The organism is Mesorhizobium sp. M0030, assembly GCF_040323695.1.
Lineage (GTDB): Bacteria > Pseudomonadota > Alphaproteobacteria > Rhizobiales > Rhizobiaceae > Mesorhizobium.
On the sequence record NZ_JAMYVE010000005.1, the window covers coordinates 110343 to 135808 of the forward strand.

Consider the following 25466-nt stretch of genomic DNA (forward strand, 5'->3'; position numbering starts at 1 on the left):
TCAGACCTTTTCGACTTCTGGCCGGCCCAAAATGCCGGAAGGCAGGAAGATCAGCACGATCGCCAGGATCGAGAACGCCGCGACGTCCTTGTAGTCGATCGAGAAATACGCCGACCACATGCTCTCGATGAAGCCGATCAAAAGCCCGCCAAGCACCGCGCCCGGCAGAGACCCGATGCCGCCGAGAACGGCCGCGGTGAAGGCCTTGACCCCCGGCACAAAGCCGTCGGAAAAGGCGATGACGCCGTAATACATCAGGAACAACGTGCCCGCGACGGCCGCAAGCGCTGCACCCATGATAAAGGTGATCGAGATCGTACGGTCGACATCGACACCGAGCAGCGCCGCCATCTTGCGGTCCTGCTCGCACGCCCTTTGCGCCCGGCCGAGGGAAGTCCTGTTGACCAGGTACCAGAACAGCGCCAGCAGCAGGGCGGTGACGACGACGATGATGATCTGCTTCAGCGACACGCTGATGCCGTTGATGTTGTAGACTTGGCTGACCATCGGCGGGATCGGCTTGTTGCGCGGACCTTGCGTCACCTGGATGAAGTTCGACAGCGCGATCGACATGCCGATGGCGGTGATCAGCGGCGCCAGCCGGAACGAACCGCGCAGCGGCCGGTAGGCCACCTTCTCGATCGTCCAGTTGTAGAGGCTGGTGAGCAGCATCGCCACAATCATCATGATCAGCAGCGCCAGGACGACCGGGACCGAATAGAACAAGGAGCCGAGGATGAGGAAGACAACGAGGGCGGCGAATGCCCCGACCATGAAAATGTCGCCGTGGGCGAAGTTGATCATGCCGATGATGCCGTAGACCATCGTGTAGCCGATTGCGATCAGCCCATAGATCGATCCCAGCGTCAGCCCATTGATAAGCTGCTGGACAAAGTACTGCATGTGTACATGGCTCCCCTGGAATGTCGCCCATGCAGACGCATTCCTTTTCGTATTTCCCCTAGTCGTAAAGTTTCGAGCCCGGATTGCAACGTGATTTTTCAAACGTCGAGCGTGTTTTGCCGGCACGCCTTCCGATTGCCCGTTTTTTTGCTCCCGACCCCTGGACTATCGCGGACCCTATCATTGGCATAACGCAATGTCTTTGACGATTCAGCCGGGCCAGCGACCTCATTTCGAAGAAATCCCGGTCAAAATTCGGTGATGAGACGAATCCTTGCGTTGTTGGCGGGTTTCGTTTTTTAGCCACATTCCGTACTGACCAGCTGCAACAGGGTTACTTCCCGACTTATGGCGGTGGATGCCTCGCCCAACGCGCTAACCTTTCGCTGACTGGTTTGCCAAGAGGTCCCGCTCTGGGTCCAAGTCCTGGTCTCGGTGGATGATCGGCAGCCTACCGTATCACTTAACCACAAAACCGTGCGCGAACGGATCGCGGTCGTCGATGAAGATGGTGTTCAGGCCGGTCATCCGCGCCCAGCCGCCGATCGAGGGAATGATGGCCGGCTTGCCGGCAACAGTGACGTCCTTCTCGACCTTGCCCTTGAACAGCGAGCCGATGATCGATTCGTGGACAAAACTGTCGCCGGCCTTGAGCTTGCCCTTGGCATGGAGCTGCGCCATGCGCGCCGAGGTGCCGGTGCCGCAAGGTGAGCGGTCGATCGCCTTGTCGCCATAGAAGACGGCGTTGCGTGCGTCGGCCCCCTCCACCGTCGGCTCGCCGGTCCACAGCATGTGGGACAGCCGGTTGATGCCGGGGTTTTCCGGATGCACGAACGAGTACTTCTCGTTGAGCCGCTGCCGCACCACAGGGCTCCAGGCGACGAAATCGCCGGCGGAATAATCAGCCATGTCGCGAAAATTCGCCTGCGGCTCGACTATTGCGTAGAAATTGCCGCCATAGGCGACATCGACGGTGATCTCGCCAAGCTGCGGGCAGTCGACCGTCAGTCCCTCGGCATAAAGGAAGGACGGTACATTCGTGATGCGCACCTCCTCGACATAGTCGCCGACTTGCTTGTATTCGGCGATGACCAGCCCGGCCGGTGTGTCGAGCCGGAGCACGCCGGGTGTCTTCGGCTTGATCAGCCCATGTTCGATGGCCATCGTCACCGTGCCGATCGTGCCGTGGCCGCACATCGGCAGGCAGCCCGACGTCTCGATGAACAGGATGGCTATGTCGCAATCCTCGCGCGTCGGCGGATAGAGGATCGAGCCCGACATGACGTCGTGGCCGCGCGGCTCGAACATCAGCCCGGTGCGGATCCAGTCATACTCCGCCAGGAAATGCGCCCGCCGCTCCATCATCGTCGACCCCTCGAGCAAGGGACCGCCGCCGGCGACCAGCCGCACCGGATTGCCGCAGGTATGGCCGTCGATGCAAAAGAAGGATTTTTTGGCCATGATTTCCTCGAACTCAAAACCGTTGCGGGCTGAAGGGAGCAAGATCGATCCGCGAAGTTTGCCCGAGAACAAGATCGCGGATCAAGCGGCCGCTGGCCGCCGCCTGGGTCAGGCCGAGATGGCCATGGCCAAAGGCGTAGACGACGTTGGACGCGGTGCGCGCCGCGCCGATGACGGGCAACGAATCCGGCAGCGACGGGCGACACCCCATCCACTCGCGGCCACCTGACGCGTCCAGCCCCGGAAGGAATTGTCTGGCCTTTTCCAGCATGGCCTTCGAACGCGCAAAATTCGGCGGCCGGTCGAGACCGCCCAACTCGACGGCGCCGCCGACGCGCAAGCCCGTCTCGAGTGGCGTGATGACGAAGCCATGGCCGGAAAAGATCAGCATCCGCTGCACGTCGAAAGCGGTCTTCGGCAGTGTCGTGTTGTAGCCGCGCTCGGTTTCGAGCGGGATGGTGTCGCCAAGCGCCTTCGTCAGCAGATGCGACCATGCCCCGGCGGCCACGACAAGATGTCTTGCCTGCCTGGTCGTGCCGTCCGTCAGCGTCAGCGTCGCGCCATCAGGATTGGCGGCGACGCGCTCTATGCGCGCCTTTTCGAAACGCGCGCCCAGCCTTTCGGCATAGGCCCACACCCCCTTGCCGAGCAGTTTCGGATCGGCGACGGTCTTCCAGCCCGGCACGAAGGTGCCCTTGATGAAGCGCGGCGACAGTCCCGGCTGCAGCCGCGCCAGTTCGTCGCCTTCGACATGGCGAAAGCCGATGCCGAAGCGCTCGCGCGCCGCCCAGCCCGGCAGCCCGGCCTGAAATTCGGCCTCGCTTTCATAAAGCTCCAGCGAGCCGTCCTCGCGCAGCATCAGCCGCGTGCCGGAACGGTCGAGCAGGCCCATCCATTCAGCCTCGGCGAGCTTCATCATGCCTGCCTGAGCAGCAAGGCTCGCCTCATATTTTTCTGGTGCGCCAGCGCGCCAGAAGCGCAACAGCCAAGGCAACAGCTTCGGCAAGTAGGCCGGCGGGATGCTGAGTGGCCCGAGCGGATCGGCAAGCCATTTCGGCAAGTGCCGCATCATGCCCTTATGCGCCAGCGGCAGCACGTCGGAGAAGGCGAAGGCGGCGGCATTGCCGGAGCTCGTCTCCTCGCAGATGCCGGTGCGGTCGAAGACCGTGACGCTGCGCCCGGCCTCGGCCAGCATGGCCGCCGCGCAGATGCCGACAATGCCGCCACCGACAATGGCGATATCTACCCCTTCTCCCCGTTCACGGGGGTGAGGAGTGGTCCGCGAAGCGGTGGAAAAGCCGACTGCTTGGCTTTCCGAACGACGAACGCCCGGAGCGCCAGCGAAGGGCTGCGGGGCCCGAAGGGCGGATGAGGGGCGGCGGCCCTCCTCTGTGTCCCTGGAATTTCCTTGCACGTCGGCGCTGCCCCTCATCTGGCTGCCGCCATCTTCTCCCCGTGCACGTGCACGGGGAGAAGAAAGCCTTCAGAACTGCGGCAGCTTCGGCCGTACCGCCAGCGCGTCCTTGACGATCTTCTCGACCGCTTTGCGGCGCTCGCCCGACAGCGGCTGGCGCGGCATGCGCACGCGGTCATTTGTGTCGATCGCGAGCACTTCGGCAAGCTTGATGTTTTGGACCAGATAGGTCGAGACATCGAGATCGAGCAGCGGCCGGAACCAGCGGTAGATCGAAAGCGCCTCCTCGCGGCGGCCCTGCTTCATCAGCTGGTAGATGGCGACGGTCTCGCGCGGGAAGGCGACGACCAGACCCGCCACCCAGCCGATGGCGCCCACCGACAGCGCCTCGAAGGCGAGATTGTCGACGCCGGTGAACAAATCGTAGCGGTCGCCGAAGCGGTTGATGATCTCTGTCGAGCGGCGGATGTCGTCGGAGGACTCCTTGATGGCGACGAAGCGCTTGTCGGCGGCCAGTTCCTCCATCTGGTCGACGGTGACGTCGACGCGGTAGGCGAGGCGGTTGGAGTAGATCATCACCGGCAGGTCGCCGGCCTGAGCGACGGCGCGCAAGGCGGCGACCGTCTCTTCCGGGTTGGTGTGATAGATCGGGCTCGGTACCACCATCAGCCCGTTGGCGCCTTCCCGGCTCGCGCGCTTTGCGATGCTCGCCGCCTCGCGGGTGCCCGCCTCGTTGACCGTCAGCAGCACCGGCTTGTTGCCTGCAACTTTCTGGGCAGTCTTCAGCACCTCGATCTTCTCGTCATGCGACAGCATCGGCCCTTCGCCGAGCGAACCGCAGACGATGATACCGTCGCAGCCTGCCTCCATCTGCAAAGCAAGGCAGCGCTCCATCTCGGCATGATCGAGGCGGTCGTCATCAGTAAACTTGGTCGTGACGGCGGGGAAAACTCCGGTCCACATGATCGTCTCTCCATCTGATATATCAGCCGTATATCTATTTGAAAACCGGCTGTCAACGCGGAATTCGTTATGATATATGTGAGATATATCAGGAGCCCACCTTTGATATCCAGTGAGACAGCATACCCCGAGCCGGCCGCCGCCAAGGCCTACCATGTACTCGAGCATATGATCGTGACGTTGGAACTGGCGCCGGCGAGCTTTGTCACCGAAGGCGCCCTCATCGAGAAGCTGGCGCTAGGACGCACGCCGGTGCGCGAAGCGATCCAGCGCCTCGCCTGGGAAGGACTGCTGGATGTCAGGCCACGCGCCGGCATCGCCATTGCCCCGCTTCATCCCGGCGACTGGCTGCGCGTGCTGGATGCCAGGCGCGGCGTCGAGGTGGTGCTGGCGCGCTCGGCCGCCCGCTTCGTCACCCGTGAGGCCGCCGACCTGTTTCATGAGGCAGCCCTTGCCATGCAGAAGGCCGTCATCTCGGGCAATGTGCTGGCCTTCATCCAGGCCGACAAGGCGCTCGACGAGGCCTTGGCGATGGCCGCCGACAACCCGTTTGCGGCCCGTCTGGCCGCGCCCCTGCAGACCCACAGCCGCCGCTTCTGGTTCCGCTACATGGCCGACACAGGACTGGCCGAATCGGCCGAGCACCACGTCGCGCTAATCCGCTCGATCCTGGCTGGTGACGAAGAGGCTGCCGCCAAGGACGCCAAACGCCTTATGGCACTGCTGCGCGGCCATGCCGAAGTGGCCGCCACACGCTGAACTCCGTCTCTGCTCCAGACTTCCGACCGGTCTTTATCAGGTGCCCGGCAAGACTGCGGCCATGGTCGCCCCGTCCCAGCCTTCGCCAGCCGTGATGATGCAGCTTTGGCCGTGTGTGTCGGTAGCCAGGATGGTCCAGGTGCCCTGGTCGGAGACGAATATCTCAAGCACCACATTCGGGTTCACCAGGCCACGAGCGGCTTGGCTTTCGTGGAACTTCTCGCCGAGCGCCTTGACCAAGTCGGTCCGCGCCGCGCATTGATCGGCTTTGGCCTCGGCGATGCCGGACATCGCGAACACCGCAAAGAATATCGCCGCCACAAGACGTCGTGTCATCTGACACCTCCTTGCGCCAGACGAGAACCCCGGCTGCAACCGGCGCTATTTTGATGGCCTGCACACGGCAGGAATGCAATTTAAGGCAGATGACAGGCTCTTGGTTCCATCGCTTGAACGTGATCGCCAATGTCGGTTTCGTACAAAGAAAGGCCCGGGACGTTGAACCCGGGCCTTCTTGCCGATCTTCGAAATCGTCCGGTCAGTTCATCGTCGGGATGACGAACTCGGCACCGTCCTTGACGCCGGAGGGCCAGCGCGAGGTCACCGTCTTGGTCTTGGTGTAGAAGCGGAACGCGTCCGGACCATGCTGGTTGAGGTCGCCGAAGGACGACGCCTTCCAGCCGCCGAACGTGTAGTAAGCGATCGGAACTGGGATCGGCACGTTGATGCCGACCATGCCGACCTGGACGCGCGAAGCAAAATCACGAGCAGCATCCCCGTCACGGGTGAAGATGGCCACGCCATTGCCCATCTCATGATCGTTGGCGAGCTTGATGGCGCTCTCATAGGTCGGCGCACGCACCACCGACAGCACCGGACCAAAGATCTCTTCCTTGTAGATGCGCATGTCAGCGGTCACATTGTCGAACAGGCAGCCGCCCATATAGTAGCCATCCTCGTAGCCCTGCATGGAGAAGCCGCGGCCATCGACGACCAGCTTGGCGCCTTCCTTGACGCCGGTGTCGACATAACCCTTGACGCGTTCCAATGCCTGCGCCGTCACCAGCGGGCCGAAATCGGCGGACGAATCCGTCGACGGGCCGACCTTGAGGCTTTCGACACGCGGGATCAGCTTTTCCATCAGCCGGTTGGCGGTGTCGTTGCCGACGGGAACGGCAACCGAGATCGCCATGCAGCGCTCGCCGGCCGAGCCGTAGCCCGCGCCGATCAGCGCGTCGACGGTCTGGTCCATGTCGGCATCGGGCATGATGACCATGTGGTTCTTGGCGCCGCCGAAGCACTGCACGCGTTTTCCCGCGGCCGTGCCGCGCGAGTAGATGTAATGCGCGATCGGCGTCGAGCCGACAAAGCCGATAGCCTTGATATCAGGATCGTCGAGGATGGCGTCGACGACATCCTTGTCGCCATTGACGACGTTGAGAACGCCAGCCGGCAGGCCAGCCTCGAGGAACAGTTCGGCGATGCGCATCGGCACGCCAGGGTCACGCTCGGAAGGCTTCAGGATAAAGGCGTTGCCGCAGGCCAGCGCCGGGGCAATCTTCCACAACGGGATCATCGCCGGGAAATTGAACGGGGTGATGCCGGCAACGACGCCAAGCGGCTGGCGCATCGAATAGACATCGATGCCGGGGCCGGCGCCGTCGGTGAACTCGCCCTTCATCATGTGAGGCGCACCGATGCAGACTTCGACCACTTCGAGGCCGCGCTGGATGTCGCCCTTGGCGTCGGCGATGGTCTTGCCGTGCTCGCGCGCCAGGAGATCGGCCAGTTCGTCATAGTCGCGAGCAACCAGTTCAAGAAACTTCATCAGCACGCGCACACGCCGCTGCGGGTTGGTCGCAGCCCATTTGATCTGTGCTTCCTTGGCGTTCAGCACAGCCGCACGCAGTTCCGCCGGCGACGCCAGCGCCACCGTGCCGCGCACCGAGCCGTCCATGGGCTGCATGACGTCCTGCTTGCGCCCGCTGGTCCCGGCGACATGCTTGCCGCCGATGAAATGACCGTATTCGATCATGGTTTCTCTCCCTGAGTTTGTGATGAAGCATTCAACGCCTTTGCAGGCGCGAAGGCAACGCGAGGGGAAACGCAACCGTTGTGCAAGAAATAGACAACGAAGGACGAGTGTGCATTAATTGCCGCAAATTACAGATTGCTGAAAGGCCCGAAGGTTGCGCTCCGTCACACCCCCCTCTGTCCTGCCGGACATCTCCCCCGCAAGGGGGGAGATCAGATGTGGCCGCCGCCTTCGCAAATCTTCAACGCAGCAAAAGAGACGCAGGTGGCGGAGCTGCCAATCTCCCTCCTTGCGGGGGAGATGGCCGGCAGGCCAGAGGGGGGTGGGCGGGAACGCCGCGTTCGCCGCTAGCCCGGACCACCCCCATGAACTGGGATGACGTCCGCATCTTCCTCGCCGTGGCCCGCGCCGGGCAGATCCTTGGCGCCGCCAAGCGGCTGGAACTCAATCACGCCACCGTCTCGCGCCGCATCGCAGCGCTTGAGGATGCGTTACGGACAAAACTGTTTCGCCGGCTTACCACCGGCAGCGAGCTGACGCCGGCCGGCCAGCGCTTTCTCGACATTGCCGAGCGCATGGAAGCCGACATGATCGCCGCGCGCTCCGCCGTGTCGGGCGAAGGCGACGATATCTCAGGCACCGTGCGCATCGGCGCGCCCGACGGGTTTGGCGTCGCATTCCTCGCCACGCGTCTTGGCGCGCTGACCGCGCTGCACCGCGAACTCACCATCCAACTGGTGCCGGTGCCGCGCTCCTTCTCGCTGTCGCGGCGCGAGGCCGACATCGCCATCACCGTCGAGCGGCCGAGCGAAGGCAGGCTGGTGGCGGGAAAGCTGGTCGACTACACACTCGGCCTGTTTGCCTCGCGCGCCTATGCGCAGGCGCACGGCTTACCCGAAACCGCTGCCGAACTCGGCCAGCATACGCTGATCGGCTATGTCCCAGACCTGATCGTCAGCCCGTCGCTCGACTATGCGGCAGAGTTCAGCCCGGACTGGCGCACCAGCTTCGCCATCTCCTCAGCGCTGGGCCAGGCCGAAGCGGTGCGGTCGGGCGCTGGCATCGGCATCTTGCACACCTTTGTCGCCCGCTCGATGCCGGAGCTGATCCCCGTCGACATCGTGACGCCGATCCGCCGCGCCTACTGGCTGGTCTATCATGAATCGGTCCGGCCGCTGCGCCGCGTGCAGATCGTCGCCAACTTCATCACCAAGGCGGTCGAGAGAGAGCGCGGGCTGTTTGTCTGATGGCCGCGCCGCCTTGCCTTCGCCACAAAATCGGCCAGTGTGGCAACAAGCGCGATGTCGCCTATCATTAGGGATTGGCTGCGCCGGGTGGGACACTTTTTTGCAAAGCTGGTGCGGATCAAAATGCGAGCGGTGCTCGCCATCTTGCCGCTTGTCGCGCTTTCCGCCTGCGCCAATCCATGGACCGCAGTTCCGGAAGCCGAACTGCCCAAGCCGGTCCGCATCGCAATGGCCCGCCCGTCGCCTTTCGTCTTCGGCAATTACTGCGGTCCCGGCACCCGCACCGGCGACCTCTCGGCTCGCCCTGTCAATCGCCTCGACAGCGCCTGCCAAATCCATGACGCCTGCTACATCGCGCGCCATAATCATTGCGACTGCGACGGCGCGCTCGTCGCCTCGGCAAAGGCGATCCGTGATGACAAGACAGCGCCGAAAAAGGTGCGCGGCGAGGCCGAGCTTTTGATCGCCACTTTCGCACTTCCCGTCTGCAAGGTCTTTCCGCAAGGCTTTATGCCGCCGCGCGACCCGGCTGAGCTGAAGACGATGAACGGGGCCACGGGATGAACCGCGCCATCTGCCTGGCTCTGGCCGGGCTGGGGCTGGCGGCCCTTGTCGGTTGCGCCGCCCCGATCCGGCACAGCTGCGATTTCTTCCCCGATGCGAAGGATTGCGGCCGGCCGTCGGTATCGGCCGGCACGCCCGGACCGCAGACTGCAGCAGCAGCGTTTTTCGGCGATGCCGGTGCCAGCGACTATGAAAGGCAGTTCCTGGCGCTGCTCGCCCACAACCAGATCGGCGCCATCGACAGGGCGAACGGCACCGGTCCGTTCGGCCATGACCGCCACGCCATCGCCAACCGCGATTTCCAGGCCACCTACCGGACGCTGGAACAGCTGGCGAAGCCGGTTAGCGCCGAACAGATGCCGGCAGGTAGGGGCACCGGCGAAGGCCATTTCAACGGCCGTTGGCGCGTGTCGCGGCAGACGCTCTATGTCAACGCCGCCGCGCGGCCCTCCGCGCCAAAGACGTTCAGCTTTTCCGGCCTGCAGGCGCGCTCGATCGAGATCGTGATGCGCCAGGCGGGAAAGCAGCCGGTTGAGATATCTGGCGCCTGCGACGGGGCGCTGGCGATTCGCGCCGGCGGTGGCTCGCGCAGCGTGGCGAGCGGTGCCGCCTTCCGCCTCCGCCTGTCGGCCGGGCAAACCGCCAGCCTGTTCCCCAGCGATGGTTTGAACCGTTGCAGCCTCAAGCTCAGCTCCAGTCTGGCGCCGGCAGGCGCCCCGCTCACCATCCTGCGCGAAGAGGTTGCCTATCCGGCGATAGCCGCGCTCGACAGCCGCTACGAGCGTTGTCCAGTGCCCGATCCATCCCGCCTGGATAAGCTTGCCAGCGTCTTTTACGCCGGCCGCTGGCTGTCGCAGAGCTGTTCGCTGCCGCTCGGGTCACCGCGCCTGTTACGCAAGTCGCGCGACGGCTTTAACGCCAAGGTCGAAGCGCTGCTCGGCGCGCCTTTACCCGACAGCGCCTTCGACAAGGCCGACCCCGAACTGCCGCTCGATTTCTCGCGCGCGCCGAAACTCAAGCTGGTCTATCTGTCGTCGCTGGAGTTCAAGGCCGATTTTTCCGGCCGCGTCATCGAGCGGCTGATCCGCCATCACGCAGGCCTCGGCACCAAAGTGCGCATCATGGTCACAGACGTGCTGGAGCGCGACAAGGACGACGCGCTGCTGCACCGGCTGGCGGCCGATTATCCCAATGTCGAGTTGCAGGAATATCGCTGGCGGGCCGACCACGGCGCGCCGGTCGACGAGCAACTGTCACAGCTGCACAAGACCCATCACGTCAAGATGCTGGCGACACTTGCCGAGGATCCCGCCCGCTCGCGCGTCATCATCGGCGGCCGCAACATTCATGACGGCTTCCTGTTCCACAAGCCGATCGACCTGTCGCGCTATCCGAACCTCGAGCAATACGGCAAGACCGACGGCCTCTCGCTCAACTACTATTCGAACTGGAGCGATTTCGACATCGAGTTTGCCGACCCGGCCACGGTCGAGACGCTGGCCGCGCATCTCTCGACATTGTGGCTGCGCGACGCCGACACCAACATCGCAAGGCCCTTCTCCATTCCGGTGCGCTCCGACAGCCGGCGCCCGCCGGGCACGGTGCGCCATTTCATTTCCGTGCCCTACGAGGACAACCATGCGCTCGAGACCTATTTCGTCGAGCTGATCGACACTGCCCGGCACCATATCGAGATCGTCAATCCCTACCTTAATCTGACGCCGAAGCTCAGCCTGGCCATCGAGCGGGCGCTGGCGCGCGGCGTCAGGATCGACATTGTCGGCCGCATCGACCTCAAGGGCGATATTGGCGGCAAGCTGCTGACCGCGCTCAACAAGCTGTTCGTCGAGAAATATGGCGACCGCATCAACATCCGCGAATTCAAGGCGCCCGATGTCGTGCTGCACTCCAAGATCATGATGATCGACGAAAGGCTGGTGACGATCTCGTCGGTCAATCTCAACAACCGCAGTTTCTTCCACGATCTGGAGAACGGCATGACGGTGCTCGACCCTGCCTTCTACGCCAGGATGCAGCCGGTCTACGACGACTATGTCGCCCATTCGAATCCGGTATCGACCAAGGTAATGATCCCCTGGGCCTACCGGTGGCTGTTCTCGAAGGGCTGGGTGAAGGAGGCGTTTTGAGAGGCTGGCGAGGCTGAAGGAATGCCGTTCTGTAGCGATCCTTTACACCCCCTCTGTCCGGTAGGACAGAGGGGGTGCTGGCCCGCGAGCTTTAGAAAGCACCCCTACCTCAAATACCGCTCCGGCCCCAGCTCCCGCACATCGATATCAGGCACCTTGCTGGAGATGATGTCGGACAGCACCTTGGCCGAGCCGCAGGCCATGGTCCAGCCAAGCGTGCCGTGCCCGGTGTTGAGATAGAGGTTGGAGAACTCGGTGCGGCCGACCAGCGGCGGCCCGTCCGGCGTCATCGGCCGCAGCCCGCACCAGAAGGACGCCGCCTTGAGGTCGCCGCCATCCGGAAACAGATCGCCGACCGAATGTTCGAGGGTGCGCCGGCGCGATTCATGCAGCCTGAGATCGAAGCCGGAAATCTCCGCCGTGCCGCCGACGCGGATGCGGTCGCCGAGCCTGGTGATCGCCACCTTGTAGGTTTCGTCCATTACCGTCGACACCGGGGCGGCGACCGCGTCCTTGATCGGAACGGTGATCGAATAGCCCTTGACCGGATAGACCGGGATCGGGCGCCTGAGCAGGCGCATGAAGCGCGCCGAATAGCTGCCCAGCGCCAGCACATAAGCGTCGGCCGCGCGCGAGCGCTGGTCGGTGCCGACGCTGACGATGCGATTGCGGTTCTTGGAGAAGCGCCGGATCTGCGTACCGTACTCGAACGTGACGCCGCGCGCCACGCAGAGCTCGGCCAGCCGATCGGTGAACATCTTGCAGTCGCCAGTTTCGTCGCCGGGCAATCTCAGCCCGCCGACAAACTTTTCCCGCACGCCGGCCAGCGCCGGCTCGGCCCCAATGCAGCCTTCGGGATCGAGCAACTCGTAGGGAACGCCATATTTCTTCAGCACCTCGACATCGCCGCCGGTGCCGTCGAGCTGCTTTTGCGTGCGAAACAGCTGCAGCGTGCCCTTGGTCCGCTCATCATAAGCGATGCCGGTCGCCTCGCGCAGCGCCTTCAGCGTGTCGCGGCTGTATTCGGCGAGCGGCACCATGCGCGCCTTGTTGATGGCGTAGCGATCCGCGGTGCAATTGCGCAGCATCTTGATGAGCCATGTCCACATATACGGATCGAAGGCCGGCCGCACCACCAGCGGGCCGTGCTTCATCAACAGCCACTTGATTGCCTTCAGCGGAATGCCGGGGCCGGCCCAGGGCGAAGCATAGCCCGGCGAGATCTCGCCGGCATTGGCGAAGCTGGTTTCCAGCGCCGGCCCTTTCTGGCGGTCGAACACCGTCACCTCGTGGCCGGCCTCAGCGAGATAATAGGCAGTGGTGACCCCGATAACGCCGCCGCCCAACACGAAGATCTTCATCGCATCACTCTCCACGACGACTTCCGTCAGAGGGCCGCCGCCTCCTGTCTGCCGGATTCTGCGGCGTCCGCCAAGGGGCGGCGTGTCGCGGCTCTATGAGTTGACATAGCGGCGGTGGAAGCGGGGGCCGAGACTGGTCAGGATTTCATAGCCGATCGTGCCGGCATGACCGGCGGCGTCATCGACGCTCTGCGAGGGGCCTAGGAGTTCGACAAGGTCGCCCTCGCGCAGCCGGCCGGCCGGCAGGGCCGAGATGTCGAGTATGATCGAATCCATCGACACCCGCCCGACAAAGGGCAGTCGCACGCCGTCGAGCCAGGCAGCCGAAGCCGCGCGCCGGTGCCAGCCATCGGCATAGCCGAGCGAGATCGTGGCCGCGCGCAAGGGACCGCTGGCCAGAAACGCATGTCCGTAGCCGACGCCCGCGCCCTTATCGATGCCGCGTGTCTGGATGATCTTTGCCTCGAGCCGCACGACCGGCAGCATCGGGTTCGCCTCATCAGGCGTCGGATTGATGCCGTAGAGCGCAGCGCCAGGACGCGCGAGGTCGTACTGATAGCGCGGCCCAAGAAAGATGCCGGAGGAATTGTCGAGCGACGCCGGCGCCCTGGGCAGCATTTTGCGCAGCCGTTCGAATTCCCGAAGTTGCGCGTCATTGGCCGCATTGGTCGGTTCGTCGGCGCGGGCCAGATGGCTCATGACGAGGACGACATCGACGCCGGCGAAAGCATCGGCCGTAAGCGCCTCGACCTCTGCCGGCGCCATGCCCAGCCGCGACATGCCGCTGTCGACCTGGATGGCGGCCTTGAGCTTGCGGCCGGCCTTTTGGCCTGCCTCGCTCCACGCCTTCAGTTGCCCGGTGCTGTTGATGACGGGAACAAGGTCGGCGGCCACCGCTTCAGGTTCCGAGCCCGGCGGCAGGCCGTTCAGCACATGGATTTCCAGCTTCGGTCCGAGTGCGTCGCGCAGCGCGACACCCTCGGTGAGATGCGCGACAAAGAAGCTGTCGCAGCCTTCGGCAACCAGTGCCGCCGCCACTTGCCGCGCGCCGAGCCCGTAACCGTCGGCCTTGACGACGCCGGCGCAGCGCACGCCGCCGAGCTTTGCCTTCAGCCGCCGGTAATTCTCTCGGATAGCGCCGAGATCGATGGTGAGAACGGCGCCGGCCGCCGCTTCGCTGATCGGCTGCAAGCCGGCTTCCGGTGCAGAATGCAATGACTTCCCTGAGGCGCTGCTCATCCCCGCTCCTGACCAGAGCACGAAACAAACCCTATCAGTAAGGACAGATCATGGACGTCGCAACAGCGAGCCGCCTAAGCCAAATGCCGGAACGCCGTCACCACGTCCTCATAGACCTTGCGTTTGAACGGCACTATCAGATCGGGCAGGTCCTGCATTGGCCGCCATGCCCATTCATCGAATTCGGCGGTGTGGCCGCCCGGCGGCGGATTGATCTGGATCTCTCTGGTCTCGCCGTGAAAGCGGTAGGCGAACCATTTCTGCGTCTGGCCGCGATAGCGGCCCTTGAGGGCGATGCCGACCAGATCGCGCGGCAGGTCGTAGTTGATCCAGTGCGGCGCCTCGTCGAGCAGCGTGACCGAGCGCATGCCGGTCTCTTCATAGAGCTCGCGCCCGGCCGCCTGCAGCGGCTCCTCGCCCTCGTCGATGCCGCCTTGCGGCATCTGCCAGAGCTGCGTGGTCCCGGCAAATTCGCTGTCCGGTTCGGCGATGCGGTGCCCGACCCAGACCAGCCCGTCGCCATTGAGGATCATCAGTCCTACGCAAGGGCGGTAAGGCAGCGTCTCGGGGTCGACAGGTTTCTTCGTCATGATCAGCCTTTTTCCGGGTCGATGGCCACCGCCGAGATCGGCACGATCTCGATGCCGCGCTTTTTTGCTTCGACCACCCAGGACGCCACGGTATCGACGGTGAGGTCGAAGGCCGAGCCGATGCCGACGGCGGAGCCTTTGGCACGCGCGGTCGCTTCCAGCGCGTCGAGCTTTTTCAGGATGGCGCCGCGGTCCTGCACGGCGTCGATTGCCGTATCGCCGGCGACGAATGGCACACCGTCCTTCAAGGCGAGATCGGACGCCAGGCTCCGCGCGGACGAGCCGTCATCGACATAGGCAAGGCCGCGCTTGCCAAGCTCGGCCATGAACGGCCCCATCGCCGTCGCGTCGGCCGAAAAGCGCGCCCCCATATAGTTCATGACGCCGGTATAGTTGGTGGTCCGCGACAGCGCCCAGCGCAGATTCTTCAGATTGTCGTCCGGGCTTGCCGCCACCGTCAGCGTGTTGCGGCCGGGATTGACGTTGGGATAGTCGAACGGTTCGAGCGGCACCTGCATGACCACCTCATGCCCGCTCTGCCGTGCCGCCTGCATCCAGCGGCCGATGCTGTTGCCTTGCGGCGCAAAAGCCAGCGTCACTTCGGCCGGCAGCTTGGCGATCGCGGCCTGCGTGCCGGTCTGCGACACGGCAAGCCCGCCGATGACGATTGCCACTCGAGCGCCACGCGAACCCGACCACGGCCGCGCATAGACATCGAACGGCCGCCGGCCGTCAGCGGCGCGAACCGGCAACGGGCCGGTGTCGCTGGCCTCGATCAGCGCCCTGTCGGGGATATGCGCGATCTTCAGGCTCTGGCCGATCGTCGACGGGTCGTGGATGACGATGGCTGCATTGGGCGGGCCATCACCCTCCTGGGACTGCACATGGATGATCTGCGGACCGCTGGCCTTGGGCGTTTCCGCCTTCGGCGCTGCCGCCGTCGCTTGAGCAGTGGGCGCTGCGGCCGCGGGCTCGGCCGCCGCCGTCACCTTCGGCGTCGAGAGCGCGATTGCTTCCGGTTTGCGGAACGGCTTCTCGCGCAGCGCGATCGCACCGGAGATGCCGACCGCGGCCAGCACGACCAGCGTCGCCGCGACGGCGCCAGCGCTGATCCCGCGCGACGCGGCACGCGGTCGGACGGTCTGTCCGAGCGGGCGTTCGATGTCCTTGCCGACGTCAGCCAAGCCGCATCCCCCGGGCGCGTGATCAGCGAAATCTTTTCGCCATGCGCAGATCCAAAACTGACGGCGCGTCCCCTGCGCCTTTTGAGGCGCAGCGCCCAGCGGTCCCCGAATCAAACTGCCGGAACCTCACGGTCCCGGCAGCATTGCATCGCTTCGATTGGGCAGCCAGAGCTACCAGTCGATTTTACTGGTTGAGCACTGCCTTCTCCGGATTCGGCGGGAATGCCGGATCGGTCTTCTGGCCGCGCAGCAGCTGTTCGGCATAGATCAGCTGCAGATCGTCCTTCGGATCCGGCGGCACATAGGCAGCCGAGCCCGAGCCGGTATCGCTCTCGTCGGCGCCCTTGATATGGCCCTTGAGGTCCGATTCGCCGCGCGTCAGGTCCCTGCCCTGCAGTTCGGGCGGCAGCGGCTGGTCGACCTTGATGTCGGGCGTGATGCCCTTGCCCTGGATCGACTTGCCGGACGGCGTGTAATAGAGCGCCGTCGTCAGGCGCAGCGCGCCGTTCTCGCCAAGCGGGATGATGGTCTGCACCGAGCCCTTGCCGAACGACTGCGTGCCGACCACTGTGGCGCGGCGCAGGTCCTGAAGCGCGCCGGCGACGATCTCGGAGGCGCTGGCCGAACCGCCATTGACGAGCACGATCAGCGGCTTGGCGCCGATGTCGTCGCCTGCCTTGGCGTCGAAGCGTGTGACGTCCTTCGGGTCGCGGCCGCGGGTCGAGACGATCTCGCCACGGTCGAGGAAGGCGTCGGACACGCTCACCGCCTGGTCGAGCAGGCCGCCCGGATTGAGCCTGAGATCGAGCACATAGCCCTTGAGCTTGTCATTCGGCACCTGCTTCTTGATCGTGTCGATGGCGTTCTCGAGGTCGTCATAGGTCTTTTCGGTGAAGGAGGTGATCTTCATGTAGCCGATGTCGTTCTCGACCCGGAACTTGACCGCCTTGACCTTGATGATATCGCGCACCACCGTCAACTCGATCGGCTTGTCGGCGCCCTGGCGCAGGATGGTCAGCTTGATCGGCGTGTTGACGAGGCCGCGCATCTTTTCGACTGCATCGTTGAGCGTCAGGCCGCGAACCTCTTGGCCGTCGATCTTGGCGATATAGTCGCCGGCCAGCACGCCTGCCTTGGCAGCCGGGGTGTCGTCGATCGGCGTGATCACCTTGACCAGGTCGTTCTCCATGGTGACCTCGATGCCGAGGCCGCCGAACTCACCCTTCGTCTGCACGCGCATGTCCTGCGCCTGCTCGGCATTCATGTAGGAGGAGTGCGGGTCGAGCGAGGTGAGCATGCCGTTGATGGCGTTTTCGACCAGCGACTTGTCGTCCGGCGGCGTCACATACTGCGCCCGCACGCGCTCGAAGATGTCGCCGAAGATCGCCAGTTGCTTGTAGGTCTCGGAGCCTGCAGCGTTCGCCGTCGAGCCGGGCGCGCCATAGACCAGGCTCATCGCTGACGCGCCCATCAGCGCACCGGCAATAAGAAGCGACAGTTTCCGCATCATTTCACGTCCTTCCAGAGAAGCGGTCCGCCCACCATGGGGTCGGATCGACGGGTTTTCCATCCTTGCGGAACTCGACATAGAGTTCCGGCGTGGCATTTCCATTCTTCGAGGCCGAGGTGCTTGCCACCCGGGCCTCTCCCATCGCGCCGACCGGCTCTCCTGCGAGCACCGACTGGCCAGACGCGACGCTGATTCTGCTCATCCCCGCCAGGACGACATGATAGCCGTCTCCCGCATTGAGGATCAAGAGTTGACCATAGGAGCGAAAAGGCCCCGCATAAAGCACATTTCCGTCCGCCGGTGCCGTGACGATGGCTCCCGATTGTGTCGCAACCATGTCGCCGAGCATCACCGCGCCGTTACCGTCATCGGCCCCGAAACGCAGCTTGATCTTGCCGGTGACCGGCAGCGAGACTTGTCCCTGAAGTGCCGAAAACGGCGCGGCGGCGGTGAGGCGGTTGCCTTCCGGCACGGGCAGCGAAGCCAGCTCCGTCGACGCGGTTGTGCCTGCATCGGCGTTATCGGCGTCCGGCTTATCGCTGTCGGCCGCTTTCTGTTCGCCTGCCTTGACGGCATCCGCCGCCTTGCGGCTCTTGTCGGCTTCAAGCGAAGCGATCAGCTCTTTCAGGCTGCCGGCCTTGGCCGCAAGCGCCTGGGACCGCTGCTTTTCAGCGGCCATCGCCGTCCAGGTGTCCGCCTCGAGCTTCTGCTTGGCTTCGAGCAGCATGGAGAGGCGTTTCTTTTCCGCCGTCTGCTCGCCGACCGCCGCCGTCAGCCGCGTCCGCTCGGCCTCGATCGAGGCCGTCACCCGGGTCTGTTCCCTGAGGTCGGCCAGCAATTTGTCGGTCTGCTGGCGCAGTTCCGGAACCACTGCGCCGAGCAGGATGGCGCTGCGCACCGACGACAGCGCGTCTTCCGGCTTGACCAGGATCGCCGGCGGCGGATTGAGCCCCATGCGCTGCAGCGCGCCCAGCACCTCGGCCAGCACGTCGCGCCGCGCCGCCAGCGAGACACGGATCTTCTGTTCCTCGCCCTTCAGTCCTTCGAGCCTGGCGCCGATATCCTCGATGTCCTGGCCGAGCTTCTGCTCGGTCATAGCCGACTGGATAAGCGCCGCGGTGATCGAGGCATGGTCCTTCTTGACCGAAGCAATGTCGGCGGCGAGCTTGGCCAGCCGTTCGGACGACAGCGTGATCTCGGCCGACACCTTCTCATATTCGGCACGGCTCAGATCGGGGTCGGGCGCCACGTCCAGCGTATTTTCGGCCCGTGCAAGCCCGAGCGACAGCAAAACCACCGCCGCAGCGATGCCGCAGCGCGCGTGCCGGAAGCCCGTTCGTGATTTCCCGTTGTCAGCCATTGAAGCCCGACTCTATGCGTGGCTTCGTTAACGAACCATCAACCATGATCGAACCGAAGCCTAGCACAAAACAGCCGCGCATTGGGGCGGAAATCCGGACGATTGACCCTCGACCCACTGATTTACGAACGGTGGTAGGGATGTCCCGAAAGAATCGTTGCCGCCCGATAGAGCTGCTCGCCCAGCATGACACGCACCAGTTGGTGCGGCCAGGTCGCCGCGCCGAACGAGACCATCAGCTCAGCCTGATCGCGAATCGACTGGTCGTGCCCGTCGGCGCCGCCAATGGCGATGACCAACGCCTTGCGTCCGCCATCGCGCAGCTGGCCGATACGGCTGGCGAAATCGTCTGAGGACAGGTTTTTGCCGCGTTCGTCGAGCAGGAACAGCGCCGTGCCCGGCTGCAGCTGTGCCTGCAGCTTCTGGCCTTCCTCGCGGCGGCGCTCATTGGCGTTCTGGGCTCGTCCCTCGGCGATCTCGGCGACACCAGAGAATTCGAACCCGATCGCCGGGCCGCTCTTGGCGAAACGCTCGAAATAGCGGTCGGCGAGCTCTCTCTCGGGGCCGGCCTTCATCCGGCCCACGGCATGAACTGCTATCTTCATCCCTGCCTCGGCGAGCTTTCAATCCATGTCGCACCCAGGATGGTTACGACATGAGACGAAGCTCAGTGCAAGGTCTCTTCCTCGAGGTCCGGCGCCTGCCACATCTTTTCAAGATTGTAGAATTCGCGGACTTCTGGGCGGAAGACATGGACGATGATGTCGCCTGAATCGATCAGGACCCAGTCGGCGCCGGACAGCCCCTCGACGCGCGCCGTGCCGAGACCGGCATCCTTGAGCGCCTTGAGCAGGTGGTCGGCGACAGCCGAGACATGACGGTGCGACCGGCCCGACGCGATGACCATATAGTCGCCGAGGCTCGATTTCCGCTGAATGTCGATTGAGACAATATTTTCGGCCTTGGAGTCTTCCAGACTGGCAAGGACTGTCTTGATGGCACGGGACACGGCGTCATCTACGCTGATCCTGGCCGGCGAAGGCATGATGTCAGCCTTCTTCCGCAATGCTGTTCTCAGTGTATTTCCTTTCGCAGCAAGAACAACCAAATCACCCACGAAATCAGGTGACACCCTATAGATAGGCAGAGTTCCCTTGCAGTTTCAAGACGGGAGGCCCTGCCACCGCGAACGCAGTGCACGACTTCCGGTTCCGGCGCCTTGAGAAAAATCGGAACCCATGGCCGCGGCAGAGGTTATCGACACACCCCCAAACGGATTTTCCTGATGCCAATCGACCCCCAGAACACGCTGCTCACCGTGCAGGCTGGCCTTGCGCAACTCAGCACGCTGATCGTTTCCTATTCCTTCTCCGCCATCGGCGCCATCATCCTGCTGGTCGTCGGCTATCTCGTCGCCGGGCTCGCAGAACGATCGATCTCAGCCGGCCTCGGCCATATCCATGGTTTCGACGCGACGCTGCGCCATTTCTTCTCGAAGATCGTGCGCTACGCCATCCTGATCCTGGTCGTCATCATGGTGCTCGGCCAGTTCGGCGTTCAGACGGCCTCGATCATCGCCGCCATCGGCGCCATCGGGCTGGCAATCGGCCTGGCGCTGCAAGGCACGCTGCAGAACATCGCCGCAGGCATCATGCTTCTGGCGCTCAGGCCATTCCGCATCGGCGAATATGTCGAGGTCGGCGCCATTGCCGGCACCGTCGAGGAAATCGGCCTGTTCGCCACCAAGCTCCGCACGACAGACGGCGTCTATGTGCTGGCGCCCAATTCGACGCTGTGGAACCAGCCGGTGCGCAATTTTACCCGCAATGGGGTGCGCCGCGGCGATGTCACGCTGAGCATCGGCTCCTGGAACGACATCGACCTGGCGCAGAAAACCATGCTCGGCGTCGCCGGCGGCGAGCGCCGCATCAAACGCGAGCCGGCGCCGATCGCCTTCGTCGCCACGGTAGGCGATGCCAGCGTCGCCATCACCTTGCGCTACTGGACCACGGCGGCGGATTTCTTCGCCACCCAGATCGATCTCACCAAACGCGTCAAGCAGGCCTTCGACGCCGAAGCCATTTCGGTTCCCGCACCTCCGCCGGAGGCCCGACAGGAAACTGCCGCCACCAGGCAGTAGGAGCTGTGAAACCGTTCAGCGCTGATCTTCCGGGGCGTAGGCGAGCTCCACCGGCAATGGCGCCTGCGCCGACATCGGCGCGAAACTGCCGGTCGCCGTGGCGGGAACGGCCTGCGTCGTCGCCACTCGCCACAGCACGAACAGGCAGAACACGGTGGCGATGATGATCGCCACATAGATGAAGGCCTGCGTTCCATAGACGGCCGACAGGGCCGTCACGATACCTGGCACGATGAAACCCGACAGCGACCAGGCAAACAGCAGCGAACTCGACAGCGCCACCATGTCGTCCTTGCCGGCGCGATCGGCGGCGTGTGCGCTGGCCAGCGAATAGATCGATTCCGAAGCGCCGTCCCAGATCACATAGATCACCACCAGCACCGCCAGAGCGCCACCGTCAAAGCCGATAGCCAGAATACCGGCAACGATGGCCAGTGCCGCAGCGCCGGCCAGCACGTAACGGCGATCGGTACGATCCGAAATCCAGCCGAGCGGGATCTGCAGGATCAGCGTGCCGACGGGCATGGCCGACAAAAGCAGCGCCACATCGGCCTGGCTGTAGCCCTTGGCCGTGGCATGGATCGGTGCGAACCCGGCGATCGCCATCGACAGGCCGCCGACGGCCAGCATGCCGGCCACGCCGACCGGCGAGATCCGCCAGGCGCGGCCAAGCGCCACGGAGGCTGCGCGAGGTGGCGGCGGTTGAGCCAACCGCGTCATGCCGACCGGCAGGATCGACACCGCGGTGAAGGCAATGCCGATCAGCGGCGCCTGCGCCGTCGCGATGTCGACCGCCGCCAGCAGGGCATAGCCGACGCCAAGTCCGGCGACATAGGCGACGTAAAACACCGCCATCACCCGGCCGCGAATGGCGTTTGCGACGGCATCGTTGAGCCAGCTCTGGGCGACGATGAACAGGCCGCATATTGCAAAACCGTAAAGCGCGCGCGCCGCGATCCACAGCAGCGGGTAGGTGCCGGCGCCGATGGCGGCATTGGACAGCGCTATCAGCGCCGACAGCACCATGAAGGCGCGGGCGTGCCCGACGCGGCGCACCAGCGGCCCGGTCAGGATACAGCCGGCAAGCCCGCCGGCCGACAGGCCGGTGATGATCAGCCCGGCCCAGGTCGGATCGAAGCGCTCGACGCCAAGCCGGACCGGGATATAGGCGAACATCAACCCGTTGCCGACCGCGATCAGCGCCATCGACACGATTACGCTGGCAATGGCGATCACGGGCGCCGGCGGGGCGCCATGATTGGGGTCGATGTCGGTCTGGTTCACTGAAGTGGCCATATCCAGCGCAGCATCGCCCAGCCAATCGCGAAAGGCCGCCGTAAAAGCGACATCGGCGATCTGGCCTTACGAGTTACCCCTTGGCTTGCTTGCGAATAGCACTCGATGACAGCGACGAACGCGGGCCGTGAATAAAAGTCCAGGCCGGCGCCTTCATGCGGGCGAGCCGGGGCGCGTCACCCTCGTCGACGCGGGCATAGTCGAAGGTTTTGGCCACGACCGAGGACAGGAAGGACAGCGTCGCGCCCGGGCGGTCGATGACGGCGATCGGGAAGGTCATGACGATCTGGCGCCAGCGCTGCCAGCGGTGGAAATCGCGAAGCGAGTCGGCGCCCATGATCCAGACGAAATCGACGCCGGGATTGCGTGCCTTGACCAACGCCAGCGCGTCGGCTGTGAAGCGGATATGATGCGCCGCCTCGAAGGCGGTGACCTTGATCTTCGGGTTCTTGGCAATCTGCTCCGACTGCAGCAGCCGGTCGCTCAGCGGCGCCAATTCCCTCGTGCTCTTCAGCGGATTGCCTGGCGTCACTATCCACCACAATTGGTCGAGCGCGAGGCGCCGCAAGGCAATTTCCGCCACCAGCGCATGGCCGGCATGCGGCGGGTTGAACGATCCGCCGAACAGGCCGACGGCGAGGCCTTTCTCGGCATGCGGCATGCGGAGGTAGTGCGAGGAAAGAGGCGCCCCACCCTCCCCCTTGTGGGGAGGGTCGATCCGCGAAGCGGAGCGGGGTGGGGGTATTGCAGAATTCAGCGTCGTACCCCCACCCGGCTCGCTGCGCTCGCCACCCTCCCCACAAGGGGGAGGGTAAGGCCAGCGCTCAAGGCCTCACCTGTCCCGACCCGCGCACGCGGTATTTGAACGAGGTCAGCTGTTCGACGCCAACCGGTCCGCGCGCATGCATCTTGCCGGTGGCGATGCCGATCTCGGCGCCCATGCCGAACTCGCCGCCATCGGCGAACTGGGTGGAGGCATTGTGCAGGAGAATCGCCGAGTCGATCTCGTTGAAGAAGCGCTGCACAGCCTCTGCATCCTCGGCGATGATCGCCTCGGTGTGATGTGAGGAGAACGTCTCGATATGGTCGATGGCACCGGCAATCCCGTCTACCAGCTTTACCGCGATGATGGCGTCGAGATATTCGGTCACCCAGTCGGCATCGGTCGCCGGCTTGGCGTCGAAGAACAGCTTCATCACTTCCTGATCGGCATGGATCTCGCAGCCGGCGGCGCTTAGCGCGTCGAGGATCGGCACCAGATGTGTGGAGGCCACCGCGCGGTCGACCAGCAAAGTCTCTGCAGCGCCACAGACACCGGTGCGCCGCATCTTGGCGTTGACGGCGATCCTGACCGCCATGTCGAGATCGGCCGAGCGGTCGATGTAGAGATGGCAGATGCCTTCAAGATGGGCAAAGACCGGCACCCGCGCCTCGCTCTGGACGCGCCCGACCAGGCTCTTGCCGCCCCGCGGAATGATGACGTCGAGATTGCCGCCAAGCCCTTTCAGCATCTCGCCGACGGCGGCGCGGTCGGTGGTCGGCACCAGCTGAATGGCGTCTTCCGGCAGGCCGGCGGCCTTCAGCCCCTCGACCAGGCAGGCATGAATGGCGGCGGACGAATTGAGCGAATCCGAGCCGCCGCGCAGGATCACCGGATTGCCGGCCTTGAGGCAGAGCGCGCCGGCATCCGCCGTCACATTCGGCCGGCTTTCATAAATGACGCCGACAACGCCGAGCGGCGTGCGCACGCGCTCGATCTGCAGGCCGTTGGGGCGATCCCAGGCGGCAATCACATCGCCGACCGGGTCCCTGAGCTCGGCGATTTCACGGATGCCATCCGCCATGGCACGGGTGCCCGCCGGATCGAGCTTCAACCGGTCCATGAAGGAGCCGGACAAGCCCGATTCGTGTCCGTTAGAGACATCGATGGCGTTGGCATCGAGAATCTGCTGCTGGCGCGCGATGATCGCGTCGGCCATGGCGAGAAGTGCGGCATCCTTGGCGGCGGCGGTCGCAATCGCCAACGGTCGGGCGGCCGCGCGGGCGCGGCGGCCGATATCAGCCATCAGCGCGACGGTGTCATCCCCGGATTGTTCATGCAACTTCAGCATGTCTCATCCTCCGCTTACCTCGCCCCCGGCCCATAGCTGGCCGGCAGGCCGTATCTGGTCACCCGGATCGGTCACCACCAGATCGTCCCTGTGGATCATCGCCGAGCGCGCCTCGTAGCCGAGCACGGTTTCGATCTCGGCGGTCTTCAGGCCTGCGATCCTTACGGCATCGGCGGCATCGTAGGCAACAAGCCCGCGCGCGATCTCGCGCCCTTCCGGCGACAGGATGGCCACCGTGTCGCCGCGCGAGAAATTGCCGCTGACCAGCCTGACGCCGGCCGGCAGCAAAGATTTGCCGGACAGCAGCGCACCGATGGCGCCGGCGTCGACGGTGAGCCGCCCGGCCGGTTCGAGCTGGCCGGCGATCCAGGTCTTGTAGCCTTTCACCGGATTGGCGCTCGGCCTGAAGAAGGTGGCGCGCTCGCCACGTTCGATCGCCATCAGTGGCGACAGCCTGGTGCCCGAGGTGATGATCATGGCGGTGCCGGCGGCGGTGGCGATCTTGCCGGCATCGAGCTTGGTGCGCATGCCGCCGCGCGACAGTTCGGATGCGGCCGCCCCGGCCATAGCCTCGATATCGGGCGTGATGCGGTCGACCACCGGAATGAATTTTGCATCGGGATCGCGCGCCGGCGGCGCCGTATAGAGCCCGTCAATGTCGGAGAGCAGCACAAGCAGGTCGGCGCCCATCATCGTCGCCACCCGGGCCGCCAGCCGGTCATTGTCGCCATAGCGGATTTCGGAGGTCGCCACCGTGTCGTTCTCATTGATGACCGGCACCGCCTTCATCTTGAGCAGCGTCGAGATCGTCGCGCGGGCATTCAGATAGCGGCGGCGCTCTTCGGTGTCGCCCAGCGTCAGCAGGATCTGGCCCGATTTCAGCGAACCCTTGCCCAGCGCATCCGACCACGCGCCGGCCAGCGCGATCTGGCCGACGGCCGCAGCCGCCTGGCTTTCTTCCAGCTTCAGCGCCCGTTTGCCGAGACCGAGAATGGTGCGGCCGAGCGCAATGGCGCCGGACGATACGACCAGGATCTCGGCGCCGCCATTGGCGAGCACCGCAATATCCTCGGCAAGCGAGGCAAGCCAGTCGCGCTTCAGGCCGCTGGTGCGGTCGACCAGCAAGGCCGAACCGATCTTGACTGTGATGCGCCGGTATTTTGTCAGCGATTGCGCCGTCAT

General features: G+C 64.4%; 23 protein-coding genes. 5 read left to right on the plus strand and 18 right to left on the minus strand.

The window, feature by feature from the left end:
- From NKJ80_RS12635 to NKJ80_RS12650, 4 genes are all read right to left on the minus strand, one after another.
- A complete protein-coding gene (locus NKJ80_RS12635; RefSeq protein WP_023668715.1) occupies positions 1-903 on the minus strand; it encodes a branched-chain amino acid ABC transporter permease in 903 nt (300 codons plus the stop codon).
- A gap of 459 nt (positions 904-1362) precedes the next feature.
- The gene (locus tag NKJ80_RS12640; RefSeq protein ID WP_023712006.1) at positions 1363-2364 is read right to left on the minus strand and encodes a 4-hydroxyproline epimerase; all 1002 of its coding nucleotides are present in this window, start codon (positions 2362-2364) and stop codon (positions 1363-1365) included.
- Positions 2365-2377: 13 nt separating this feature from the next.
- On the minus strand, positions 2378-3796 hold the full coding sequence (locus tag NKJ80_RS12645; RefSeq protein WP_280940450.1) for an NAD(P)/FAD-dependent oxidoreductase: 1419 nt from the start codon (positions 3794-3796) through the stop codon (positions 2378-2380).
- Positions 3797-3847: 51 nt separating this feature from the next.
- Entirely contained in the window at positions 3848-4741 is an 894-nt protein-coding gene (locus NKJ80_RS12650) for a dihydrodipicolinate synthase family protein (RefSeq protein WP_352462251.1), read from the minus strand.
- Positions 4742-4810: 69 nt separating this feature from the next.
- On the opposite strand from NKJ80_RS12650, the gene NKJ80_RS12655 reads away from it, so the two are divergent.
- A complete protein-coding gene (locus NKJ80_RS12655) occupies positions 4811-5500 on the plus strand; it encodes a GntR family transcriptional regulator (RefSeq protein WP_352497646.1) in 690 nt (229 codons plus the stop codon).
- Between the two features lie 36 nt (positions 5501-5536).
- Here NKJ80_RS12655 and NKJ80_RS12660 read toward each other — a convergent pair whose 3' ends face one another.
- Together NKJ80_RS12660 and NKJ80_RS12665 are read right to left on the minus strand one after the other, a co-directional pair.
- Complete coding sequence (locus NKJ80_RS12660) at positions 5537-5836, minus strand: hypothetical protein (RefSeq protein ID WP_352497647.1); 300 nt, start codon at positions 5834-5836, stop codon at positions 5537-5539.
- A gap of 202 nt (positions 5837-6038) precedes the next feature.
- Positions 6039-7535, minus strand: coding sequence for a CoA-acylating methylmalonate-semialdehyde dehydrogenase (locus NKJ80_RS12665; protein WP_023668709.1), 1497 nt, complete (start codon positions 7533-7535; stop codon positions 6039-6041).
- Positions 7536-7900: 365 nt separating this feature from the next.
- On the opposite strand from NKJ80_RS12665, the gene NKJ80_RS12670 reads away from it, so the two are divergent.
- The 3 genes from NKJ80_RS12670 (at position 7901) to NKJ80_RS12680 (ending at position 11493) form a co-directional block, all read left to right on the plus strand.
- A complete protein-coding gene (locus tag NKJ80_RS12670) occupies positions 7901-8782 on the plus strand; it encodes a LysR family transcriptional regulator (RefSeq protein ID WP_023693153.1) in 882 nt (293 codons plus the stop codon).
- A gap of 123 nt (positions 8783-8905) precedes the next feature.
- The gene (locus NKJ80_RS12675; RefSeq protein ID WP_023693154.1) at positions 8906-9346 is read left to right on the plus strand and encodes a phospholipase A2 family protein; all 441 of its coding nucleotides are present in this window, start codon (positions 8906-8908) and stop codon (positions 9344-9346) included.
- Entirely contained in the window at positions 9343-11493 is a 2151-nt protein-coding gene (locus NKJ80_RS12680; protein WP_352497648.1) for a phospholipase D-like domain-containing protein, read from the plus strand. The genes NKJ80_RS12675 and NKJ80_RS12680 overlap by 4 nt, the downstream gene beginning before the upstream one ends.
- A gap of 104 nt (positions 11494-11597) precedes the next feature.
- Here the strand turns inward: NKJ80_RS12680 and NKJ80_RS12685 are convergent, their stop codons facing one another.
- From NKJ80_RS12685 to rsfS, 8 genes are all read right to left on the minus strand, one after another.
- Positions 11598-12854, minus strand: coding sequence for a D-amino acid dehydrogenase (locus tag NKJ80_RS12685; RefSeq protein WP_023668705.1), 1257 nt, complete (start codon positions 12852-12854; stop codon positions 11598-11600).
- Positions 12855-12947: 93 nt separating this feature from the next.
- Entirely contained in the window at positions 12948-14093 is a 1146-nt protein-coding gene (gene alr, locus NKJ80_RS12690; RefSeq protein ID WP_023737899.1) for an alanine racemase, read from the minus strand.
- Between the two features lie 74 nt (positions 14094-14167).
- On the minus strand, positions 14168-14683 hold the full coding sequence (locus tag NKJ80_RS12695) for an RNA pyrophosphohydrolase (RefSeq protein ID WP_023737900.1): 516 nt from the start codon (positions 14681-14683) through the stop codon (positions 14168-14170).
- Positions 14684-14685: 2 nt separating this feature from the next.
- Entirely contained in the window at positions 14686-15867 is a 1182-nt protein-coding gene (locus NKJ80_RS12700; RefSeq protein WP_352497649.1) for a divergent polysaccharide deacetylase family protein, read from the minus strand.
- Between the two features lie 184 nt (positions 15868-16051).
- Positions 16052-17377, minus strand: coding sequence for a S41 family peptidase (locus NKJ80_RS12705; protein WP_023668701.1), 1326 nt, complete (start codon positions 17375-17377; stop codon positions 16052-16054).
- Between the two features lies 1 nt (position 17378).
- A complete protein-coding gene (locus tag NKJ80_RS12710; protein WP_023668700.1) occupies positions 17379-18737 on the minus strand; it encodes a murein hydrolase activator EnvC family protein in 1359 nt (452 codons plus the stop codon).
- Positions 18738-18859: 122 nt separating this feature from the next.
- Positions 18860-19342: a 23S rRNA (pseudouridine(1915)-N(3))-methyltransferase RlmH gene (gene rlmH / locus NKJ80_RS12715; protein ID WP_023668699.1), complete on the minus strand. Its 483-nt coding sequence runs from the start codon at positions 19340-19342 to the stop codon at positions 18860-18862.
- A 62-nt stretch (positions 19343-19404) separates the two neighbouring features.
- The gene (gene rsfS, locus NKJ80_RS12720) at positions 19405-19782 is read right to left on the minus strand and encodes a ribosome silencing factor (protein ID WP_023668698.1); all 378 of its coding nucleotides are present in this window, start codon (positions 19780-19782) and stop codon (positions 19405-19407) included.
- A 240-nt stretch (positions 19783-20022) separates the two neighbouring features.
- On the opposite strand from rsfS, the gene NKJ80_RS12725 reads away from it, so the two are divergent.
- Positions 20023-20877 (plus strand): mechanosensitive ion channel family protein, encoded by an 855-nt coding sequence (locus NKJ80_RS12725; RefSeq protein ID WP_352497650.1) that lies wholly within the window; start codon positions 20023-20025, stop codon positions 20875-20877.
- A 15-nt stretch (positions 20878-20892) separates the two neighbouring features.
- On the opposite strand, the gene NKJ80_RS12730 is transcribed toward NKJ80_RS12725, so the two are convergent.
- The 4 genes from NKJ80_RS12730 to proB all read right to left on the minus strand — a co-directional run bounded on the left by NKJ80_RS12730 (position 20893) and on the right by proB (position 25466).
- Positions 20893-22173, minus strand: a complete 1281-nt coding sequence (locus tag NKJ80_RS12730; protein ID WP_023732984.1) for an MFS transporter — start codon at positions 22171-22173, stop codon at positions 20893-20895.
- Between the two features lie 73 nt (positions 22174-22246).
- Positions 22247-22834 (minus strand): nicotinate-nucleotide adenylyltransferase, encoded by a 588-nt coding sequence (locus NKJ80_RS12735; RefSeq protein WP_031246287.1) that lies wholly within the window; start codon positions 22832-22834, stop codon positions 22247-22249.
- Positions 22835-22997: 163 nt separating this feature from the next.
- Positions 22998-24284, minus strand: coding sequence for a glutamate-5-semialdehyde dehydrogenase (locus NKJ80_RS12740; RefSeq protein ID WP_352497651.1), 1287 nt, complete (start codon positions 24282-24284; stop codon positions 22998-23000).
- 3 nt (positions 24285-24287) lie between these two features.
- Positions 24288-25466 (minus strand): glutamate 5-kinase, encoded by a 1179-nt coding sequence (proB, locus tag NKJ80_RS12745; RefSeq protein WP_352497652.1) that lies wholly within the window; start codon positions 25464-25466, stop codon positions 24288-24290.

Bases quoted from the DNA above. Each gene is read 5' to 3' on its own strand.
- NKJ80_RS12635 (WP_023668715.1), bottom strand. From the start codon at position 903: ATGCAGTACTTTGTCCAGCAGCTTATCAATGGGCTGACGCTGGGATCG.
- NKJ80_RS12640 (WP_023712006.1), bottom strand. From the start codon at position 2,364: ATGGCCAAAAAATCCTTCTTTTGCATCGACGGCCATACCTGCGGCAAT.
- NKJ80_RS12645 (WP_280940450.1), bottom strand. From the start codon at position 3,796: ATGAGGGGCAGCGCCGACGTGCAAGGAAATTCCAGGGACACAGAGGAG.
- NKJ80_RS12650 (WP_352462251.1), bottom strand. From the start codon at position 4,741: ATGTGGACCGGAGTTTTCCCCGCCGTCACGACCAAGTTTACTGATGAC.
- NKJ80_RS12655 (WP_352497646.1), top strand. From the start codon at position 4,811: ATGATATATGTGAGATATATCAGGAGCCCACCTTTGATATCCAGTGAG.
- NKJ80_RS12660 (WP_352497647.1), bottom strand. From the start codon at position 5,836: ATGACACGACGTCTTGTGGCGGCGATATTCTTTGCGGTGTTCGCGATG.
- NKJ80_RS12665 (WP_023668709.1), bottom strand. From the start codon at position 7,535: ATGATCGAATACGGTCATTTCATCGGCGGCAAGCATGTCGCCGGGACC.
- NKJ80_RS12670 (WP_023693153.1), top strand. From the start codon at position 7,901: ATGAACTGGGATGACGTCCGCATCTTCCTCGCCGTGGCCCGCGCCGGG.
- NKJ80_RS12675 (WP_023693154.1), top strand. From the start codon at position 8,906: ATGCGAGCGGTGCTCGCCATCTTGCCGCTTGTCGCGCTTTCCGCCTGC.
- NKJ80_RS12680 (WP_352497648.1), top strand. From the start codon at position 9,343: ATGAACCGCGCCATCTGCCTGGCTCTGGCCGGGCTGGGGCTGGCGGCC.
- NKJ80_RS12685 (WP_023668705.1), bottom strand. From the start codon at position 12,854: ATGAAGATCTTCGTGTTGGGCGGCGGCGTTATCGGGGTCACCACTGCC.
- alr (WP_023737899.1), bottom strand. From the start codon at position 14,093: ATGAGCAGCGCCTCAGGGAAGTCATTGCATTCTGCACCGGAAGCCGGC.
- NKJ80_RS12695 (WP_023737900.1), bottom strand. From the start codon at position 14,683: ATGACGAAGAAACCTGTCGACCCCGAGACGCTGCCTTACCGCCCTTGC.
- NKJ80_RS12705 (WP_023668701.1), bottom strand. From the start codon at position 17,377: ATGATGCGGAAACTGTCGCTTCTTATTGCCGGTGCGCTGATGGGCGCG.
- NKJ80_RS12710 (WP_023668700.1), bottom strand. From the start codon at position 18,737: ATGGCTGACAACGGGAAATCACGAACGGGCTTCCGGCACGCGCGCTGC.
- rlmH (WP_023668699.1), bottom strand. From the start codon at position 19,342: ATGAAGATAGCAGTTCATGCCGTGGGCCGGATGAAGGCCGGCCCCGAG.
- rsfS (WP_023668698.1), bottom strand. From the start codon at position 19,782: ATGCCTTCGCCGGCCAGGATCAGCGTAGATGACGCCGTGTCCCGTGCC.
- NKJ80_RS12725 (WP_352497650.1), top strand. From the start codon at position 20,023: ATGCCAATCGACCCCCAGAACACGCTGCTCACCGTGCAGGCTGGCCTT.
- NKJ80_RS12730 (WP_023732984.1), bottom strand. From the start codon at position 22,173: ATGGCCACTTCAGTGAACCAGACCGACATCGACCCCAATCATGGCGCC.
- NKJ80_RS12735 (WP_031246287.1), bottom strand. From the start codon at position 22,834: ATGCCGCATGCCGAGAAAGGCCTCGCCGTCGGCCTGTTCGGCGGATCG.
- NKJ80_RS12740 (WP_352497651.1), bottom strand. From the start codon at position 24,284: ATGCTGAAGTTGCATGAACAATCCGGGGATGACACCGTCGCGCTGATG.
- proB (WP_352497652.1), bottom strand. From the start codon at position 25,466: ATGACGGCGCAATCGCTGACAAAATACCGGCGCATCACAGTCAAGATC.